16 protein-coding genes and 1 pseudogene are annotated in these 17,352 nt (G+C 73.0%); 7 read left to right on the top strand and 10 right to left on the bottom strand.

Going from position 1 to position 17,352, the window contains the following annotated elements; translation table 11 throughout:
- Positions 1 to 54 precede the first annotated feature (54 nt).
- Together ACGF8A_RS30905 and ACGF8A_RS30900 are read left to right on the top strand one after the other, a co-directional pair.
- On the top strand, positions 55 to 534 hold the full coding sequence (locus ACGF8A_RS30905; protein ID WP_393113546.1) for a DUF1772 domain-containing protein: 480 nt from the start codon (positions 55 to 57) through the stop codon (positions 532 to 534).
- A gap of 107 nt (positions 535 to 641) precedes the next feature.
- The gene (locus ACGF8A_RS30900) at positions 642 to 2,129 is read left to right on the top strand and encodes a glutamate synthase subunit beta (RefSeq protein WP_393113545.1); all 1,488 of its coding nucleotides are present in this window, start codon (positions 642 to 644) and stop codon (positions 2,127 to 2,129) included.
- 48 nt (positions 2,130 to 2,177) lie between these two features.
- On the opposite strand, the gene ACGF8A_RS30895 is transcribed toward ACGF8A_RS30900, so the two are convergent.
- The gene (locus ACGF8A_RS30895; protein WP_393113544.1) at positions 2,178 to 2,693 is read right to left on the bottom strand and encodes a carboxymuconolactone decarboxylase family protein; all 516 of its coding nucleotides are present in this window, start codon (positions 2,691 to 2,693) and stop codon (positions 2,178 to 2,180) included.
- A gap of 47 nt (positions 2,694 to 2,740) precedes the next feature.
- Here ACGF8A_RS30895 and ACGF8A_RS30890 point away from each other — a divergent pair, with 47 nt between their 5' ends.
- A complete protein-coding gene (locus ACGF8A_RS30890) occupies positions 2,741 to 4,156 on the top strand; it encodes a PLP-dependent aminotransferase family protein (protein ID WP_393113543.1) in 1,416 nt (471 codons plus the stop codon).
- A 37-nt stretch (positions 4,157 to 4,193) separates the two neighbouring features.
- On the opposite strand, the gene ACGF8A_RS30885 is transcribed toward ACGF8A_RS30890, so the two are convergent.
- From ACGF8A_RS30885 to ACGF8A_RS30875, 3 genes are all read right to left on the bottom strand, one after another.
- Positions 4,194 to 4,475, bottom strand: coding sequence for an SAM-dependent methyltransferase (locus ACGF8A_RS30885; protein ID WP_393113542.1), 282 nt, complete (start codon positions 4,473 to 4,475; stop codon positions 4,194 to 4,196).
- Between the two features lie 342 nt (positions 4,476 to 4,817).
- Positions 4,818 to 5,093 carry a DUF397 domain-containing protein gene (locus tag ACGF8A_RS30880; RefSeq protein WP_393113541.1) on the bottom strand — a complete coding sequence of 92 codons (276 nt, stop codon included), beginning with the start codon at positions 5,091 to 5,093 and terminating at the stop codon, positions 4,818 to 4,820.
- Positions 5,094 to 5,954, bottom strand: coding sequence for a helix-turn-helix domain-containing protein (locus tag ACGF8A_RS30875; RefSeq protein WP_393113540.1), 861 nt, complete (start codon positions 5,952 to 5,954; stop codon positions 5,094 to 5,096).
- 274 nt (positions 5,955 to 6,228) lie between these two features.
- Between ACGF8A_RS30875 and ACGF8A_RS30870 the strand changes: the two genes are divergently transcribed.
- The 3 genes from ACGF8A_RS30870 to ACGF8A_RS30860 all read left to right on the top strand — a co-directional run bounded on the left by ACGF8A_RS30870 (position 6,229) and on the right by ACGF8A_RS30860 (position 9,680).
- The gene (locus ACGF8A_RS30870) at positions 6,229 to 6,885 is read left to right on the top strand and encodes an ATP-binding protein (RefSeq protein ID WP_393113539.1); all 657 of its coding nucleotides are present in this window, start codon (positions 6,229 to 6,231) and stop codon (positions 6,883 to 6,885) included.
- On the top strand, positions 6,876 to 7,313 hold the full coding sequence (locus ACGF8A_RS30865) for a hypothetical protein (RefSeq protein ID WP_393113538.1): 438 nt from the start codon (positions 6,876 to 6,878) through the stop codon (positions 7,311 to 7,313). The genes ACGF8A_RS30870 and ACGF8A_RS30865 overlap by 10 nt, the downstream gene beginning before the upstream one ends.
- A gap of 504 nt (positions 7,314 to 7,817) precedes the next feature.
- Positions 7,818 to 9,680 (top strand): ABC transporter ATP-binding protein, encoded by a 1,863-nt coding sequence (locus ACGF8A_RS30860; RefSeq protein WP_393113591.1) that lies wholly within the window; start codon positions 7,818 to 7,820, stop codon positions 9,678 to 9,680.
- Positions 9,681 to 9,687: 7 nt separating this feature from the next.
- Here the strand turns inward: ACGF8A_RS30860 and ACGF8A_RS30855 are convergent, their stop codons facing one another.
- From ACGF8A_RS30855 to ACGF8A_RS30845, 3 genes and pseudogenes are all read right to left on the bottom strand, one after another.
- The gene (locus ACGF8A_RS30855) at positions 9,688 to 9,864 is read right to left on the bottom strand and encodes a hypothetical protein (protein WP_393113537.1); all 177 of its coding nucleotides are present in this window, start codon (positions 9,862 to 9,864) and stop codon (positions 9,688 to 9,690) included.
- A 155-nt stretch (positions 9,865 to 10,019) separates the two neighbouring features.
- Positions 10,020 to 10,709, bottom strand: a complete 690-nt coding sequence (locus ACGF8A_RS30850) for a DUF899 domain-containing protein (RefSeq protein ID WP_393113536.1) — start codon at positions 10,707 to 10,709, stop codon at positions 10,020 to 10,022.
- Positions 10,710 to 10,830: 121 nt separating this feature from the next.
- A pseudogene (locus ACGF8A_RS30845) lies at positions 10,831 to 12,195 on the bottom strand (amidohydrolase).
- A gap of 175 nt (positions 12,196 to 12,370) precedes the next feature.
- Between ACGF8A_RS30845 and ACGF8A_RS30840 the strand changes: the two are divergent.
- Positions 12,371 to 13,312: an endonuclease/exonuclease/phosphatase family protein gene (locus ACGF8A_RS30840; RefSeq protein WP_393113535.1), complete on the top strand. Its 942-nt coding sequence runs from the start codon at positions 12,371 to 12,373 to the stop codon at positions 13,310 to 13,312.
- A gap of 27 nt (positions 13,313 to 13,339) precedes the next feature.
- Here the strand turns inward: ACGF8A_RS30840 and ACGF8A_RS30835 are convergent, their stop codons facing one another.
- From ACGF8A_RS30835 to ACGF8A_RS30825, 3 genes are all read right to left on the bottom strand, one after another.
- A complete protein-coding gene (locus ACGF8A_RS30835) occupies positions 13,340 to 15,196 on the bottom strand; it encodes an FUSC family protein (RefSeq protein ID WP_393113534.1) in 1,857 nt (618 codons plus the stop codon).
- 155 nt (positions 15,197 to 15,351) lie between these two features.
- Positions 15,352 to 16,548, bottom strand: a complete 1,197-nt coding sequence (locus ACGF8A_RS30830) for an ABC transporter permease (protein ID WP_393113533.1) — start codon at positions 16,546 to 16,548, stop codon at positions 15,352 to 15,354.
- Entirely contained in the window at positions 16,545 to 17,306 is a 762-nt protein-coding gene (locus ACGF8A_RS30825) for an ATP-binding cassette domain-containing protein (protein ID WP_393113532.1), read from the bottom strand. The genes ACGF8A_RS30830 and ACGF8A_RS30825 overlap by 4 nt, the downstream gene beginning before the upstream one ends.
- Between the last annotated feature and the right edge of the window lie 46 nt (positions 17,307 to 17,352).

Raw genomic sequence — 17,352 nt, 5'->3', positions numbered from 1 at the left:
GGCCGACCGCTGCGGCGGCCGGGGCCCGGTGGGACGTGCAGAGGAGTGGGTGACGTGATCGAGGGGCCGTACTTCGTGCTGACGGTCGTGGGACTGGTCGGGGCCGGGCTCGTGGCGGGGGTGTTCTGCGGCTTCTCGACGTTCGTGATGCAGGGGCTCGCCGCCCTGCCGCCCGCGCAGGGCGTCGCCGCGATGCAGGCGATCAATGTGACGGCGCTGCGACCGCCCTTCATGTTCGTGTTCCTGGGGTCGACGCTGGTCAGCGCGGTGATCGCCGTGGTGACCTTCGTGCTGTGGCCGTACGAGGGGGCGGTGGCGCTGCTGGTGGGCAGCGCGCTGTACCTGTTCGGGTGCTTCGGGGTGACCGTGCTGGCGAACGTGCCGCGCAACGACGCGCTGGTGAAGGTGGCGGCGGGCACCGCGGAGGCTGCCGCGTACTGGCCCACGTACGTCCGCGAGTGGACGGCGTGGAACCACGTCCGGACGCTCGCCGCGACCGGCGCGGTGGTCGCGTACGTGCTGGCCCTCGTATGAGCCTGCGGCGGGGGCTCTGCGTAGCCGGCCTACGGGACGTATCGTGTCCAAAAGGGTGCCGCCGATGACGTACGGCCCGTAGTACCCCGATGCAAGGACATCCGGCCATGGCCGATCCCAAGGGTTTCATGACCACTCCCCGCCAGGAATGGCCCCGGCGGCCGGTCGAGGAGCGGGCGCGGGACTGGGACGAGGTCTATGTCCCGGGGGCGCTGCTTCCGATCATCAACCAGCAGGCGGACCGGTGCATGGACTGCGGCATTCCGTTCTGCCACGACGCGTGTCCCCTGGGCAATCTCATCCCGGAGTGGAACGACCTGGTCTCCCGGGACGACTGGCGGGCGGCGAGCGACCGGCTGCACGCCACCAACAACTTCCCCGAGTTCACGGGACGGTTGTGCCCGGCGCCGTGCGAGGCGGGGTGTGTGCTCGCCATCAACCAGCCGGCGGTCACCATCAAGAACGTCGAGTGCGCGATCGCCGACCGGGCCTGGGAGGAGGGCTTCGCGCGGCCGAGTCCGCCGGACCGGCTGAGCGGGCGGACGGTCGCGGTGATCGGCTCCGGCCCCACGGGACTGGCGGCGGCACAGCAGCTGACGCGGGCGGGCCACACCGTCGCCGTCTACGAGCGGGACGACCGGATCGGCGGGCTGATGCGCTACGGCATCCCCGCTTTCAAGATGGAGAAGCACCATCTGGAGCGGCGGCTGGAGCAGATGCGGGCCGAGGGGACCAGGTTCCGTACGTCGACGGCGGTCGGGCGGGACATCGGGGCGGCGGAGCTGCGGTCGCGGTACGACGCCATGGTGATCGCGACCGGTGCGACGGCCTGGCGGGAACTCGCCGTGCCGGGACGGGAGCTGGCCGGAGTGCATCAGGCGATGGAGTATCTGCCGCTGGCCAACCGGGTGTGCGAGGGCGACCTGGAAACCTCGCCGCTGTCCGCGGCGGGCAAGCACGTGGTGATCGTCGGAGGCGGTGACACGGGGGCGGACTGTCTGGGCACGGCGGTCCGGCAGGGTGCGGCATCGGTGACCCAGCTGGACATCTACGCCCAGCCGGGTGCTGACCGGGACGACGACGCGGAGCCCTGGCCGACGTACCCCAAGATCTACCGGTTGTCGGCGGCGCACGAGGAGGCGCGTGATCTGCGGACCGCCCCGGCGGCGGACGCGGACGCGCGGTTGTTCGCGGCGTCGACGCTCCGCTTCTTCGGCGACGCGCGGGGGCACGTACGCTCCCTGCACCTCGTGGAGGTGGATGCCCGGCGGCAGCCGGTGTCCGGCACCGAGCGCGTGCTGCCCGTCGACATGGTGCTGCTCGCGCTCGGCTTCTCCGGGCCCGGCCGGGAGGACGGGCTCATCGACCAGCTGGGGCTGCGGTTGGAGCCGCGCGGCACGATCGCGCGGGACGCCGGGTTCGCGACCAACGTTCCCGGTGTGTTCGCGGCCGGGGACGCGGCGCGGGGTCAGTCGCTCATCGTGTGGGCGATCGCGGAGGGGCGGGCGGTCGCGGCTGCGGTCGACCGCCATCTGACGGGCAGTACGGAACTGCCCGCCCCCATCGGGCCGTACGACCGGCCGATGGCGGTGTGAGGGGGCCTCGGCGGCCCCGCGAGGACCGTGGCCCCGCCGTCGGCACGGTCAGCGACGGCGTTCGTCCGTCCCCGCCACCTTGGCCGTGGACAACGCGACCCGGTTCCATGTGTTGATCGCGCAGATCAGGGCGATGACCTGACCCAGCTCCTCGTCCTCGAACCGGGCCGCGGCCTCGGCGTAGACGTCGTCGGGGACACCGGCGCCGGCGACCAGGGTGAGGGCCTCGGTGAGCGCCAGGGCGGCCTGCTCCTTCGGCGTGAAGAAGTGGCGAGCCTCTCGCCAGACGGCGACCATGTGCAGCCGGTCCTCGCTCTCACCGGCCTTGCGGGCGTCGTTGGTGTGCATGTGGAGGCAGTACGCGCAGTGGTTGAGGTGCGAGGAGCGGATCTGGATGAGCTCGACGAGGGCCGGGTCGAGGCCCCCGCGAGCCGCCGCGTCGAAGCCGATGAGAGCGCGGAATGCCTTCGGGGCCGCCTTGGCGAAGTCGAGCCGCTTCGCGTGGATCGTGCTCGCCGCGTCCGTCGCGTCCGTCGTGTGGATCGTGTTCGTGTTCGTCGTCATGTCCTTCAACCTACGGCCCGCAAAGACCGGCTGTAGGGTGCATTTCCATGGCAGAAACGTGGGTCAATTCCGCCCGGCGCATCGGCGCCGACCTGCACTTGGAACTGGACGGTCCGGGCGGCCGCCGCGCCGCCCTTCTCCGGGCGCTGCGCGACGCCGTACGCAGCGGCCGGCTCGCCCCCGGCACCCGCCTGCCCCCGTACCGCTCGCTCGCCGCAGACCTCGGTGTCGCCCGCAACACGGTCGCCGACGCCTACGCCGAACTCGTCGCGGAGGGCTGGCTGACCGCCCGTCAGGGCTCCGGCACACGCGTCGCCGAGCGCGCGGAGCCCCTCAAGGGCGGCATCAGGGCCGCGAAGAAGGCGCCCGCACGCGCGCGTGGCCCCCGGCACGACCTCCGGCAGGGCACCCCGGACGCCTCCGCGTTCCCCCGCGCGGCCTGGCTCGCCTCCTACCGGCGGGCGCTCCAGCAGGCACCCAGCGAGGCGTTCGGTCCGGGGGACCCCGCGGGCCGCCTGGAACTGCGCGAGGCACTCACCGAGTACCTGGCACGCGCGCGTGGTGTGCGTACCGGGCCGGGCCGCATCGTGATCTGCTCAGGCTTCGCGCACGCGCTGCGACTGCTGTTCGGCGGCGGCGTCCTGCGTGGTCCGCTGGCGATCGAGGCGTACGGACTCCGCTTCCACCGCGAGTTGCTGACGTCGGCCGGCGTGCGCACCGTCCCGCTGCCCCTGGACGAGGACGGCGCCCGTGTCGACCTGCTCGCCCGCGAGCGGGCCGTTCTGCTCACGGCCGCCCACCAGTTCCCGACCGGCGGCCCCCTGCACGCCACGCGCCGCGCCGCCGTCGTCGACTGGGCACGCGCGCGTGGGGCAGTGATCTTGGAGGACGACTACGACGGGGAGTTCCGCTACGACCGCAAACCCGTCGGTGCCGTCCAGGGCCTCGACCCCGAGCGGGTGATCCTCGTCGGCTCGGTCAGCAAGAGCCTGTCACCGGCGCTGCGGCTGGGCTGGATGGTGCTGCCGGAGCGGTACGTCGACGGCGTCCTCGCGGCCAAGGGCGAGCGGGAGAGCTGGGCGAGCGTCCTGGACCAGCTGGGCCTCGCCGACTTCATCGCCGCCGGGTCGTACGACCGCCATGTGCGCCGGATGCGGCAGCGGTACCGGGGACGCCGGGACCGCCTCGTCGCGACGCTGGCCGAGCACGCCCCGCACGTGGAGGTCACCGGCGTCGCGGCCGGCCTGCACGCGGTGCTGCGGCTGCCGCCGGGCACCGAGTCCTCCACGGTCAAGGCCGCCGCCTGGCAGGGCATCGCGCTCGACGGGCTCGCCGCGTTCCGGCACCCACAGACCGGCATGAGCGCGGGAGACGGCCTGGTCGTCGGCTACGCGACCCCTTCGGAACACGCGTACGGGGCGGCACTGGAGGCGCTGTGCGGCGTGCTGCCGCCGCCCCCTTGACGCCCCGGCACCGCGCCCCGCACGGCGCCCGGAACGCCTACGCCTTGCGCCCCACCGCCCCGTACCCCGGGATCACCGCGTCGTCCTGCCCCGGCACCGGCTCCCCCAGCTCCGGATGCCACTCGGGCACCACCACGACGCCCGGCTCGACCAGTTCGAGCCCGCCGAAGAACCCGGTGAACTCCTGCCGCGAGCGCAGCGCCGGCGTGATGCCTGCCGCCCTGAGCCTCTCGGTGGCCGCGGCGGACTCCTCCGGGGTGAAGGCCGCGATGGCGTGGGTCATCATCAGGTAGCTGCCGGACGGGAGTGCGGACAGCAACTCCGCGACGAGTTCGTGCGCGCCGTCCTCGTCGGGAGTAGGCCACGCGCGCGTCCGGCGCGACGGCCTGTGCGACCTGGTGCAGGTTGGGCTCGGGCTTGCTGGTGTCGATCCCGGTCATGAGGCCCTCCGTGGGCGTCGGGTGGGGCTGGTGATGAATTCGGCACCAAAATGCGGCAGTTGAGCCGCACACAGGGACCGGAAGCAGCACCTCAACAGGCCGAAGCCCGTCAGGACCGAAGCTCGTCAGGACCGAAGGGAATCGGTCGGGACACCAGAAGGTCGCCGGGACACCAGAAGGTCGCCGGGGCACCAGGAGGGCGTCAGGACGACAGGAAGTCGTCAGGACAACAGGAAGTCCGCCACCCCCGCCTTCGCGCCCTCGATGAACGCCGTCATCTCGTCGGAGGTGTAGATCAGCGCCGGCCCGTCCGGATCGGTGGACTGCCTGACGGCGATACGGCCGTCGGCGAGCTTCATCGCCTCCAGGCAGTTGCCCCCGTTGCCGCCGCTCCACGGCTTGTGCCAGCCCTCGCTGCCCAGGTCACGGGCGGGCATGCCGTTGTAGATCCGCTCGGCGCGGACCCGCGGCCTGGGCTTGGACGTGATGCGATCCATTCACAGCTCCTTGCGGAGATCCTCGAGGATCTCCTTCGTGCGATGTGCCGTAGCGGCCTGCGCCGCCATGCGGTCCATGACCTCCAGGTGGGTGGCCACCTCGGCGCGCGCGTCCAGGTAGACGGCGCCGGTCAGGTACTCGCTGTAGACCATGTCCGGGAGTTCGGGCACGGCGAACCGGAACAGCACGAACGGCCCGTACGTGCCGGGGTGCGGCCCCGTGGCGAACGGGGCGACCTGCAACGTCACGTTGGGCAGCCGCGCGGCGTCGAGCAGCCTCTCGATCTGGCCACGCATCACCTCCGGGCCGCCGACCGGGCGGCGCAGCGCGGTCTCGTCCATGACGGCCCACATCCTCGGCGCGTCGCGACGGGTGAGCAGTTCCTGGCGCTGCATGCGCAGCGCGACGTGCCGCTCGATGTCCTCGGGCCGGGTCTGGCCGACGGCGCCCGACCGCAGGACGCCGCGCGCGTAGTCCTCGGTCTGCAGGAGGCCGGGCACGAAGTGGGGCTCGTAGCTGCGGATGAGGGAGGCGGCGCCCTCCAGGCTGACGTACATCGAGAACCAGCCGGGCAGGATGTCGTGGAACCGCTGCCACCAGCCCGGTTTGTTGGCCTCCTCGGCCAGCTGCACGAAGGCCTCGGCCTCGTCGTCGGGGACCCCGTAGGCCTTCAGGAGCAGTTGGAGGTAGGGGATCTTCAGGGAGACCTCGGCCGTCTCCATTCGGCGGATGGTGGCGGGGGCGACGCGCAGGACACGGGCGGCCTCCTCGCGTTTGAGACCGGCGCGTTCGCGCAGGTCGAGCAGGCGCCGGCCGAGGACCACCTGGCCGACCGTCGGCGCCGACCGCGGCTCGCTCACGCCCCACCTCCGCTCATCGAAATCCCGGCAGCCACGCGTTCCGCAGGGATCCCGTGCACGTCGTGCATCGATCCCGTACGAATCCCGTACGAATCCTGACAGCCCAGCGGCGCCATTCGAAGACCCATTCGAAGGTCGGGGCCGACCTCACAGATCTCAACTGGCGCCGCATCACATGTCGTTGCGAGCAGTGTGCCACGACCATTCACCGCGTCACACAGCACTCTGCAATTTTCAGAGTGACACTTGCCAAGTTGTTCGCGGCAGGGCGATAGTGGCAAGCGTGATTCCGTCCGTGCCCTTAGGAACAGACGCCGCCGCAGGCCGCTTCGGTCTCGGCGCCGATGGAGGTCCCCCCACTCGAACTTGTTCGAGAGACGGGGAGGCAGCCGATCCCTCGGGGCTTGCCGCCGAGCGCCGGTTCCGCTTCGAACTGGCCGCACACCCGGGTTCTCCCGCGCAGGCCAGACGCCTGACACGGACCCGGTTGACCGGCTGGGCGGTGTGCGAGGACACCTGCGACACGGCCGCCCTGGTGGTGTCGGAGCTGGTCACCAACGCGATCCTGCACACCGCGAGCGATGTCGTCGTGTGCGAGCTGCACGATGGCGCCGACCTGATACGCATAGCCGTGCGTGACCAGGGATGCGCCACCGGCGACCCCCACCCGTCCGCGGCCAGGGCCGAGGAGGAGCACGGGAGGGGACTGCTCCTCGTCGACGCGCTCGCGCACGCCTGGGGTGCCCATGAGCACGGCCCCGGGCTGCTGGTCTGGGCCGAGGTGCCTCGCCAGGCCGACGCCGCGCGCGGCGACCTGGGCTGGGGCGCCCGTCCCAAGCCGGGCCCGTCCGGCGGCTCGGACGAAGACGACGAGGCGCACGCACGCGTGTGCCGCCCGGCACACGGCGAAACGGGGACCGAATGGCCTTGACGGCTCCCTCCGGCAGCGGACCGGCACTCACCCTGGACACCCTCGTCCGCCTCGGCCGCGGGCTGCGCAGGCCGGACACACCGTCGCTGCGGCTGTCCGTGCCCGACGACATGACCGCCCCGCTGGGATGCGACGCGGTGCAGGTACCCGCCCGCCTCGGCCCGCTCGTGCTGCCCCGCCTCCCGCGCGTGGGCTGCGTCTACGCCGACGACGCGCACTGGTGGTGGCTGGTGCCGTCCGACTCCGACTACGCCCTGGAGTGGCCCGCCCCCGCCCGCTACGCCACCGGTGCCCTCGTGCCCGAGTCCCCCCGCCTCATCCACCGCCCCGACGGCACCCTCCCCTACACCCCACCGATCCCGCTCTACCTGGCCCTCTGCCGCATCATCGGCACGGCGCCGAGCTGGTCACGGGTGGTCACCGCGTAGGGCGCGGCGACCTTCCGCGTCGGGGCGCGCCTGTGCGCACGCGGCGGCGCACACCTGCCGCGCAGGTCGCAGGTGCCGCGTATGTCACACGCGTCACGACGGCACATGACATCTGGAGAGCCCCGTGACGCCTGGACGCGGCACTCCATGTCACTTCCCCCCTCGCGGCCTCCTCCCTCCCGCGGCCCGCTCCCTCCGCAGCCCTCCCTCCGCCGCCCCCGGTCTCCCCAGCGCATACTTCGCCCCCGCACGCCCCACTCCCAGCGCATCCGCCCCGCGCGAGCCATCCTCCTCACGCCCCCGTCTCCACGGCCTGCACTCCTGTGCGCTCCGGCGCACGCCCCCACCCCCACCCTGCGCCCTGCCCAGCCGACGGGGGTGCCGCGATAGTGGCCCTTCGTGCGGGTTCGGGGGAGGTCGACCGTGGGGGCGAGGGGCGGCGTGGGCGAGCCGGAGGTGTCCGAGTCGGAGCGGCTGCTCTTCGGCGGCCCCCTGCGCTACGACATGGGCTGGAACCAGCACGCGGACGCGTTCCTGGAGCTCTCCTTCCGCGCCATGATCACGCGCATGCCGGCCCTGCTCGCCGCGAGCCTCCGGCTGGCCCGGCAGGCCGACCCGGCGGCCGCGCGGATCGTGCTGGCCGCCGAGGTGGGCCGGGGCCTGACACAGGCGGTGAGCCTGTTCGCGGTCAACAGCGTGCTCGGCCGGCTGATGGGGGCCGGCCCGATCGAGGACCGGCTGCGCGGCGCCGTCCCCGCATTCGCCGCCATCGCCGTCGTCCTGCTGCTCGGCGCGCTGCTGCGGGCCGCGTCGACGTACGCCACCGGCCGGCTGGAGCCGAAGGTGGAGCGCGTGGCCACCGAGCGGTACCTGGAGCGGGCCGCTTCCGTCGAGCTCGCGGCGATCGAGGACCACGCCTTCCACAAGCTGCTGGACACCGCGCAGTACGGCGCCGCCTCGGCCAGCCGGATGATCGCGTACGGCACCCGCGTGGTGAACGCGGTGATCTCGCTGATCGCGGCGGCCGGCGTGCTCACCGTGCTGCATCCGCTGCTGCTCCCGCTGCTGGTGACGATGACGCTGCCCAGCGCCTGGAGCGCGCTGACGAACGCCCGCCGTCGCTACGAGTCGTTCCACACCTGGGTGCAGCACGCGCGCGCGGGACACCTGATCAGCAGTCTGCTGACGGAACCCGCGGCGGCCCCGGAGATCCGGGTGCACGGCGTGGGCCCGTTCCTGCTGCGGCACTTCCGCGCGATGTCGGAGGCGGCGGAGGCGGAGCAGGCCCGGCTGGCGCGCCTCGCGGCCCGTACCGGCCTGATCGCGGCCGCCTGGACGGGCCTCGCGACGGTGTCGACGTACGCCACCCTGGGCGGTCTGCTGCTGGCGGGGGCCATGTCACTGGCGGTGGCGGGCACGGCCGTGATCGCCATCCGGACCGGCTCGGCAAGCCTGGAGACGCTCGTCCTGGAGATCAACCAGCTGCACGAGGAGGCCCTCTTCGTGGGGGATCTGGAGCGTCTTTACGTCGAGGCCGCCGAACGGGCGATCCCGGTCGGCGGGGCGGCCCTGCCGGAGGACCCGCGGGAGATCCGCTTCGAGAACGTCACGTTCAGCTACCCGGGTGAGGCCGCCCGTCCGGCGCTCGACGACGTGACCCTGACGCTGCCGCTCGGCCGGATCATCGCGCTGGTCGGCGAGAACGGCTCAGGCAAGACCACCCTGGTCAAGCTGCTCGCCGGGCTCTACAAGCCGGACCGGGGCCGGATCATGTGGGACGGCGTCGACGCGGCCACCGCCGACCGGCACCGGCTGGCCGAGCGGGTCGCGATGGTCGCGCAGGACTTCAAGCGCTGGCCGTTCACGGCCCGGGTGAACGTGGCCGTGGGCCGCTCCTCGGCGCCGGTCACCGAGGAGCGGCTCGCGGCGGCGGTCGTGGAAGCGGGCGCCGAGGACGTGGTCGCGGATCTGCCGCGCGGTCTGGACACCCTGCTGGCCCGCAACTTCAGCGGCGGCCACGAGCTGTCCGGCGGTCAGTGGCAGCGGCTGGGCATCGCCCGGGCGGCGTACCGGCGGGGCAGCATCCTGATCGTGGACGAACCGACGGCCGCCCTGGACGCCAGGGCCGAGCTGGAGGTGTTCGACAAGATCCGCGCGCTGGCCGGGACCGGGCAGACGGTCGTGCTCATCACGCATCGGCTGGCGTCCGTACGCCATGCGGACCTGGTCCACGTGCTGGACGGGGGCCGGCTCGTGGAATCGGGAACCCCGCAGGAACTGCTCGTCAAGGGCGGCGTCTACGCGGAGCTGTACGGGTTGCAGGCGGAGCAGTTCGGAATGCGGGCGCCCGCGCCGAAGGCGGGCTGAGCCCTGCTCACTCCGTGCCGTCGACGCCCCGGACGATCACCAGGAACGTGTCCGTGGCGAGGTCCATCACGACCTCCGCGGGCAGTCCCTCGGACCGGCGTGCCTGCGCGAACTCCTCCGCCGGCCACGACCCTCGCGGCCCGCCTGCGGGAAAGCGTTCGACCACCATTCGCCCGTTCACCATCCTGCACCTCCGGAAAGCGTCGTACTTGTAGGAGTTAACGCCTTCGGAAGGGAAATCGCCTCGCCAAGTGACACGACTGAGACGCAGTTGACACTCGGTCATCGTAAATCGTGAGGAGTTTCGCCCCATCTCCCCGTCTAGCGTTACCCTCCGCTTCACTCCTCGTACTCGTCGTGATAACGGATCCGCTCACTTCCGGCGGGCGCCCCGAAGGCCGACGCCCGCCCTTCGGGTTCCTCCCATTCCTCCTGCCGGCCGAGCGCGGTCAGGTCGAGAAAGCTGCTGGTGGAGCCGAGTCCGTCGAGTCCCCGCCCGTACGTCGAATAGGTGTGGAACACCCGCTCCCGGTCCCGAAGGAAACAACTCACCCCGGGCCGTTCGACAAGTTCACCCGCCTGCACCAGGGTGGCCTCGAAGTCGTGGTTGAAGTCGTTGCCGTACGACGAGTACCAGGGCAGCGTCCAGCCCATTCGGGCCTTGAACGGAAGGATCCTCGTGTAGGGCGTCCTCGACACGACCGCGAACGTCGTCCCGCGCGCGTGGAGATGGGCCAGATGGCCGACCTGGTCGAGGAAGGCCGAGCAGCTGCGGCAGCCGGACTCCCACTCGGGCGGAAACATGAAGTGGTGGACGACGAGCTGCCGCCGCCCCTCGAAGAGATCCGGCAGGGTGGCCTTTCCGTCGCCGCCCTCGAACACGTACTCCGTGTCGACCTCCACCATCGGCAGCCTGCGGCGTTCGGCGTTGAGCGCGTCCCGCGCGCGTGTGGCCGCCTTCTCCCTGACCAGCAGTTCCTGACGCGCCCTGCGCCACTCCTCGCGCGAGGCGATCTCCGGAAGCGACATGGCCCCTCCTGTGCAACGGTCCCGTTGCGGGTGGTGACCGGTCGACGGGGCGGAACTCATCGCCGTTCCCCGAAATACCTCCGGCAGGACTTTCCCGGGCCCGGCGGCGGACGGCGCCGCCTCAGGTGCCGTACTCCGGGATACGGCGCCCGTGGCTGCGGTCCAGCAGCGCGGACATGCGCGCGCCCAGTTCGGTCACGACCGCCGCCACGTTTAGCGTCAGCAGCTCACGGTCACGCATCAGGACCCGCCCCTCGACGATGGTGGTACGGACGTCGCTGGAGCGGGCGCTGTGCACCGGCGTCGCGGCGAGGTCGTGCACGGGCTGGGTGTGCGGGCCGCTGAGGTCGACGAGGACGATGTCGGCGCGCCGGCCCGGTGCGAGGGAGCCGATGGAGTCGGCAAGACCGACCGCGCGGGCGCTCTGCAGTGTGGCGTGGCGCAGGGCTTGACGTGCGGTCAGCCAGCGCGCGTCGCCCTCGACGGACTTCTGGACGAGGGCGGTGAGCGCCATGGACTCCCACACGTCGAGCGAGTTGTCCGAGGCGGCGCCGTCGGTGGCGAGCCCGACGGGAACACCGAGAGCACGCAGGGCACGTACGGGTGCCGTGGTGGGCCGGCCGAACTTGAGGTAGCCGCGCGGGGCGGAGGCGACCGCGACCCGGCCGCCCGCGCGCTCCAGGACGGGCAGGTCCCGGTCGGCGATGCCGGTGCCGTGCGCGATGAGCAGGTCGGTGTCGAGCAGTCCGGTGCGGTCCAGTACCTCGATCGGGGTGACGGCGTGGCGGGCCAGGCCGGCCTCGGGCTGGTCGCGGTTCCCGGCGGCGTGCAGGTGCACGGGCAGGCCGTGGGCGCGGGCCAGGCCGGCGGTCGCGGCGAGGTCGGCGGTCGCGGCGAGGTCGGCCTCGTCGACGGTGTAAGGGGCGTGCGGGGCGAGGGCGGTGGTGATACGGCCTCCGGCGCGCCCCCGCTGCCGTAGCGCGAAGTCGAGACTGCGCTCGCGGCCTTCTGGGCCCTGCGAGGAGAAGAAGGTGCCCTGCGAGGAGAAGAATGCCCTCCCCCAGATGGGCCCGCATCCCGCACTCCTCGACCACGGCGGCGACCGCGTCCATCGTGAAGTAGTGGTCGGCGAAGCAGGTCACGCCGCCCCGGATCATCTCGGCGCAGGCCAGCCGTGCGCCCAACTCCACCTCCCGCCGGTGAGGTTGGACTCGACGGGCCAGACGACGTCGTTGAAACACGCCTCGGTCGGCAGATCCTCCGCGAGGCCGCGCAACGCGACCATCGGGGCGTGGGTGTGGCAGTTGACGAGGCCGGGAAGGGCGACCTGGCCCACGGGCGTCGATCCGCTCGCGGGCCGGCCCGTGCCGTACGGCGGCGGCGCTCGTGACGGACTCGACGGCTCCGCCGCGTACGACGATCGCGGCGTTCTCCTCGAACCGATCCGCTCCTGGTCGTCGTGCACCAGGACGGCGCACCCGCTGATGACGGGGTCCGCGGGAGCCCCCGCGGGAGAAGGCTTCGTCCGGCCAACGTACGACGCGGCCTGCCGGTCGCGCGAAGTGAACGGCGCATCACGTCCGGGGTCTGTCCAGGAACCGCGCGCACGGGCACGCTGGCCTCACCACAGACCGCCGTCCGGCTTCTGAAAGGAGCCCGGCATGCTGCTCGGCACCTGGAACCTGGAGAACCTGTACCGGCCCGGCGGGCCGTACGGCCCCAAGGACAAGGCCGCCTACGAGACCAAGCTCGCCGCCCTCGCCGACGTGATCGCACGACTCGACCCGGCCCTGCTGGGCGTACAGGAGGTAGGGGATCCGGACGCCCTGGCGGACCTGGCCGGGATGCTCGCCGGCAACTGGCACATCGCCCTTTCCGAACACGCCGACAGCCGGGGCATCCGGGTCGGCTTCCTCAGCCGTACGCCGCTGGTGGTGCTGTCCGACACGACGGCGTTCCCGGCGCCTCTGCGGCCGGTGCAGGCGGACGACTCCGGGCCCGCGGTGGCCGAGGCCGGCCGGGGGCTGCTCGCGGTGCGCGCCGGTGAGCTGTCGGTGGCGGTCGCGCATCTGAAGTCGAAGCTGCTGTCGTACCCGGGAGAGCGTTTCCACCCCCGCGACGAAGGTGAACGCGCCCGCTACGGCGCCTACGCCCTCTTCCGGCGGACCGCCGAGGCGACGGCGCTGCGCGCGCTGGCCGACAAGCTGCTGGCGGGCGACGGGCGGGGGCGGGACGTGCTGGTGCTGGGCGACCTGAACGACGAGGCGCAGGCGGCGACCACGCAGATTCTGCTCGGCCCGCCCGGGTCGGAGATCGGCACGCCCGGCTTCGAGGCCGCCGACAAGGGCGACGCGGCCCGGCTGTGGAACGTGGCACCCCTGATCCCCGCCGAACAGAGGTTCTCCCGGGTGCACTCCGGCCGGCGCGAGCTGATCGACCACGTCCTGTGCAGCCACCGGCTGGTCCGCCGGGTGACCGCGGCGGGGACCGGGCTGCCGGGCGCCGGGGTGCCGCAGCTGCCGTCAGTGGGAACCGATCCGGCCGAACGGCGGGGTGTGGCGGGTTCGGACCACGCGCCGGTGTGGGTGCGGGTCGGGACGTGAGCACGGGACCGGGTGACGGGGACGGCGTCAGCCGGCGACCGGCAGCCCTGGTTCACGCAGGCCGGCCCGGCGGCGTCCCCTCTCCAGTTCCTCGAGGAGTTCGGCGAGCCGTCGCGTGTGACGCGGCGTGAGCCGGCCGCTGTCGTCGAGATGGACGGCGCAGGCGGTTGTCGTGTCGACGAGCCGTTCCAGGGTGCCGGCGACCTCGTCGGTGCCTTCCGTGTGCCGTGCGAGCGCGGGCAGTTCGGCGGCGGCGCGGGCGATGGCGCCGCGGGTCTCGGCGAGCGTGCGGTACGCCTCGCGGCGCAGGGTCCAGCGGGCGGCGCGGTCGTCGGACCCGCTCATGACGTGGGCGAGATAGGCCTGCGCCGCGCCGCCGGCCGTCGCGAGCCGTGCCCGCACGCCGCCGCCCCGCTGCCCCGGCATCGGCAGGTGCCCGGCGACGAGCACGAGCGCGCAGGCCAGCAGCGTCTCCGCGATCCGGCTCACGGAGGCCTGCGGTTCGCCGCCCACCATCACCAGGGCGAGGACGAGGACGGTCACGACGGCCGTCTGGGCGGCGAAGTGCCGCGTGGCGACCGGAATGAGGGCGCCGCTGAGGGCGACGAGCGCGACAAGTCCCTCGGGCCGCGGCAGCACGGCGGCGCACGCGGCGAACACGAGCGCCCCGAGCACCGTTCCGGCCGCCCGGCACAGCACGCGGGACAGGAGGGGTCCGAGGTCGGGCTTGACGAGGAAGACGACGGTGGCGGGGAGCCAGTACCAGTGCTCGTGCGGTCCGTACCACTGGGAGTGCCGCAGCGCCTGGGCGAGGGCCACACCGGCGCCGAAGCACAGGGCGACGCGCAGCCCGTACTCGCGGCCGCCGACACCGGCCGTCGCACGGAGCAGGTCCTTGGCCGTACGCCGGCGGGTGTGCAGGTCGGCGCCGTTGCCCTGGTCGAAGACCTCGGCGGCGTGCAGCAGGGCGTCGTCGAGGGCGCGCAGGGCCGGCATCGCCCGGTCGGGCGCGGGCAGCGGCCCGGCGCCCGTGTCCCCGCGGACGGCCGCGGCCAGCAGCCGTGGCCCCGCGCATGCCCGCTCGCCAAGGCCGTCCCCCGCCCAGGCCAGCGCGGTGGCGGCTTCGGCGAGGGGCAGTGCGGCGGCGTAGCGCGCGTGCAGCCGCCGCTCGGCGGCCGAGGAGGCGTACCGCCGCAGCCGGGGCCCCGCAAGCGCGTCCTGGGCATGGTCGAGGGCGGCGGTGAGAGCGGCACGCCGGGCGGAGGCCTGCTGCGTACCGACGGCGTCGAGCAGCCCACCGACGGCGTCGTACACGTCGGCGACGGCCTTCCGCTCCCCGTCGAACCGGTAGTCCCCGGCGAGGGCGCCGGGCGTGGGCAGCGCCAGCCGCAGCGCGAGCAACCACCCGGCGCCCACGAGGAAGGCGAGCGCCCGCTGCCACCCCGGCTCGGGCAACGGCATCCCGGCGCCCACCGCGCGCCCCACCAGCAACTGCGTCCCGGCCGCCGAGGCCACCGGCCCGGCGGCACTGACGGCGCCGGCGAGGAGCCCGAGCCCGGTGAGCAGCAGCGTCTGCACGACGGCACCCGTGCCCTGACCGGCGTACGTCCCGGCGAGCAGCCCCGCCGCACCCGCCAGTGCCGGCACCCCGAGCCGCCGCACGGACGCCCGCCGGCTGCCGGGCCGGTCGTTGATCCCGGCGAGCATGGCGGCGAGGGTGGCGACGACACCGAGGGAGGGCCGACCCACGACCACGGCGACGAACAGCACCGGCCCCCCGGCCAGCGCCCCTCGAACGACGGCACTCCACGGCACGGGTCCGCGCTGGGCCCGCAGCGCGTGCGCGAGCCAGGGCGGAAGAGCACGGACGACGCGGCGGTACACGGGGCTCCTGTCGGGACGAGGCGGGGACTGACGCACTCGGGCGACGGTGGCCGGGCGACGAACGGTGCCGTCCACCGTAGATCGCATTCCTGGAGAACGTGGAACGGGCGTGTTGCCGGGGTGTGACGATGCTTGGAGGGGCCGGCTCCTCAGCCTCAGCCGTGGGCTCGCGCAGTGAGGTACGGATCACTGCGGAGGGCCTCACGGCTGCCGAGCAAGGTACCGGCGGCCAGGCCGGCAGCGGGCAGCAGGAGGGCCGCGGCCGTCCAGGCGGGTCCCGGCAGGGCGTCCGTGACGGTGATGGGCAGGCCGAGCACATCACTGAGCGGCCCGGCCAGCGCGACGGAGGACCCGGTGCCGATTACGGCCCCGGCCAGCCCTGCGACTGCACCTGACAGGACGGCTTCGCCGAACAGGATGCGGCGCAACTCCGGCCGTCCGGTGCCGAGGATCCGCAGGATGGCGAACTGGCCGAGCCGCGCCCGCGCGCTGTCCCCGGCCCGCACGGCGCCGAGGCCCAGTGCACCCACTGCCAGCATCAGGACCCCGCCCCGCGTCGCGAGGTCCGCCACGCCGAACAGCCCCGGCAGATCGCGCACCCGGTCGGACACCGCGGACGCCGAGAACCCGTCGTCCTGCAACGCGTCGGTGACGGCGGCAACCTGCCGCTGATGCTCCACGACCACGACGGCGGACTGCGCACCTTCCTTCTCCCGGAACGCTGCCGTCTCCTGCCCCGCGCGCGCCGCGGCCAGGAACGCGGCGGTGTCCTCGGAGAGATAGGCGACGCCCGGTCCGTCGGTCTGCCAGCTCGGGTCGTACACGGCGACGATCTTCAGCTTGATGATCTCGGTGGTGCCGGATCCGGCCCCCGAGGCATACGTGTGACCGAAGGCGACCGTCCGCCCGACGAGCGGCGTGAAGTCGGTCCCCTGCGCCTGCGCGGGCAGCACCACTTCCTGCGGGCCGAGCTCCGCCGGAACGACGCCTTCACGGACGGGCAGATCGTCGCCCGGGGTGAGGGTGTGGCTGGTCAGGTCGTAGATCCCGTTCTCCTCGGCGTACAGCACGGAGGTGTAGTCGCCGACGACCTGCCGGACGCCCGGGACGGTACCCGCGTCCCGCAGCGCCGATGCGGTGAGCGACCGAACGGACGTATCACCCTCGAACGAGGAGAGCTCGATCTGAGTGAGCCCACCCGACCCCAGCACATCCCGCTCCACGGCCCCCGCAGCACCGCTCGCCACCCCGGCGGACGTGGTGAGCAGCGCGGCAAGCACGGCCAGCGCCGGCACCGCACTGCGCAGCGAACGCCCGTCACGTTTCCAGGTGCACAGACTCCAGCGACTCATCCCAGCTTTTCCTCGGGGGCGTTCTCCGTACGACGCGGGTGGCCGCCTGCCTGCTCGCTGCCGGCGCTCTCCTCGCTGACCGCCGACAACACTCCCGCGTCGAGCACATGGCGCTGATCGCACTGCGCGGCGACCGCGGAGTCGTGCGTCACCAGCAGCACTCCCGCGCCGCGGTCGGCGCAGGCACGCAGGGAACCCATCACGGAGCGGGCGGTGTCGGGGTCGAGTCCCGAGGTCGGTTCGTCGGCCAGGACGAGCACCGGGTCCTTCACGGCCGCACGGGCGACGGCGACACGTCGCCGCTGGCCGCCGGAGAGCTCGCTCACCGGAGGGTCGGCGAGCTGTTCCATACCCAGGTCGCCCAGCAGATCGCGCGCCGCCGTGCGGTGCCGTACGAGCCTCGGACCGAAGGCGGCTGCGACGTTCTCCCAGGCGTTGAGGAACGTCAGCAGCCCGAGGTCCTGCAGCACGATGCCGATCGAACGCCGTCGCAGGAGGTCCCGGCCCCCCGGGGACAGGGAAGCGGTGTCCGTGCCTGCGATGCTCAGTGATCCCGCCTTCGGCGAGAGGATCAGACCGAGGAGGGCGAGCAACGTGCTCTTGCCCGCCCCTGAGGGCCCTTCGACGGAAGCGATGGTTCCTGCGTGGAGGGTGAGGTCGGCGCGGGTCAGCCCGGCGCCGGTGGTGTAGGCGAAGGCGAGGCCTTCCGCCACGACGGCGGGCGGGGATGCCGCGTGCGGCGGTGGGGAGGGGTTCATCAGACGGGTGCCCTTCTGGAGGGAAGCCGGGCGGATCGAGGCGTGG

The sequence above is a fragment of the Streptomyces sp. NPDC047706 genome (assembly GCF_043204795.1).
Classification (GTDB): Bacteria; Actinomycetota; Actinomycetes; order Streptomycetales; family Streptomycetaceae; genus Streptomyces.
The sequence above is the reverse complement of the archived record's forward strand: the minus strand, read 5'-3'. Positions and strand labels throughout refer to the sequence as shown.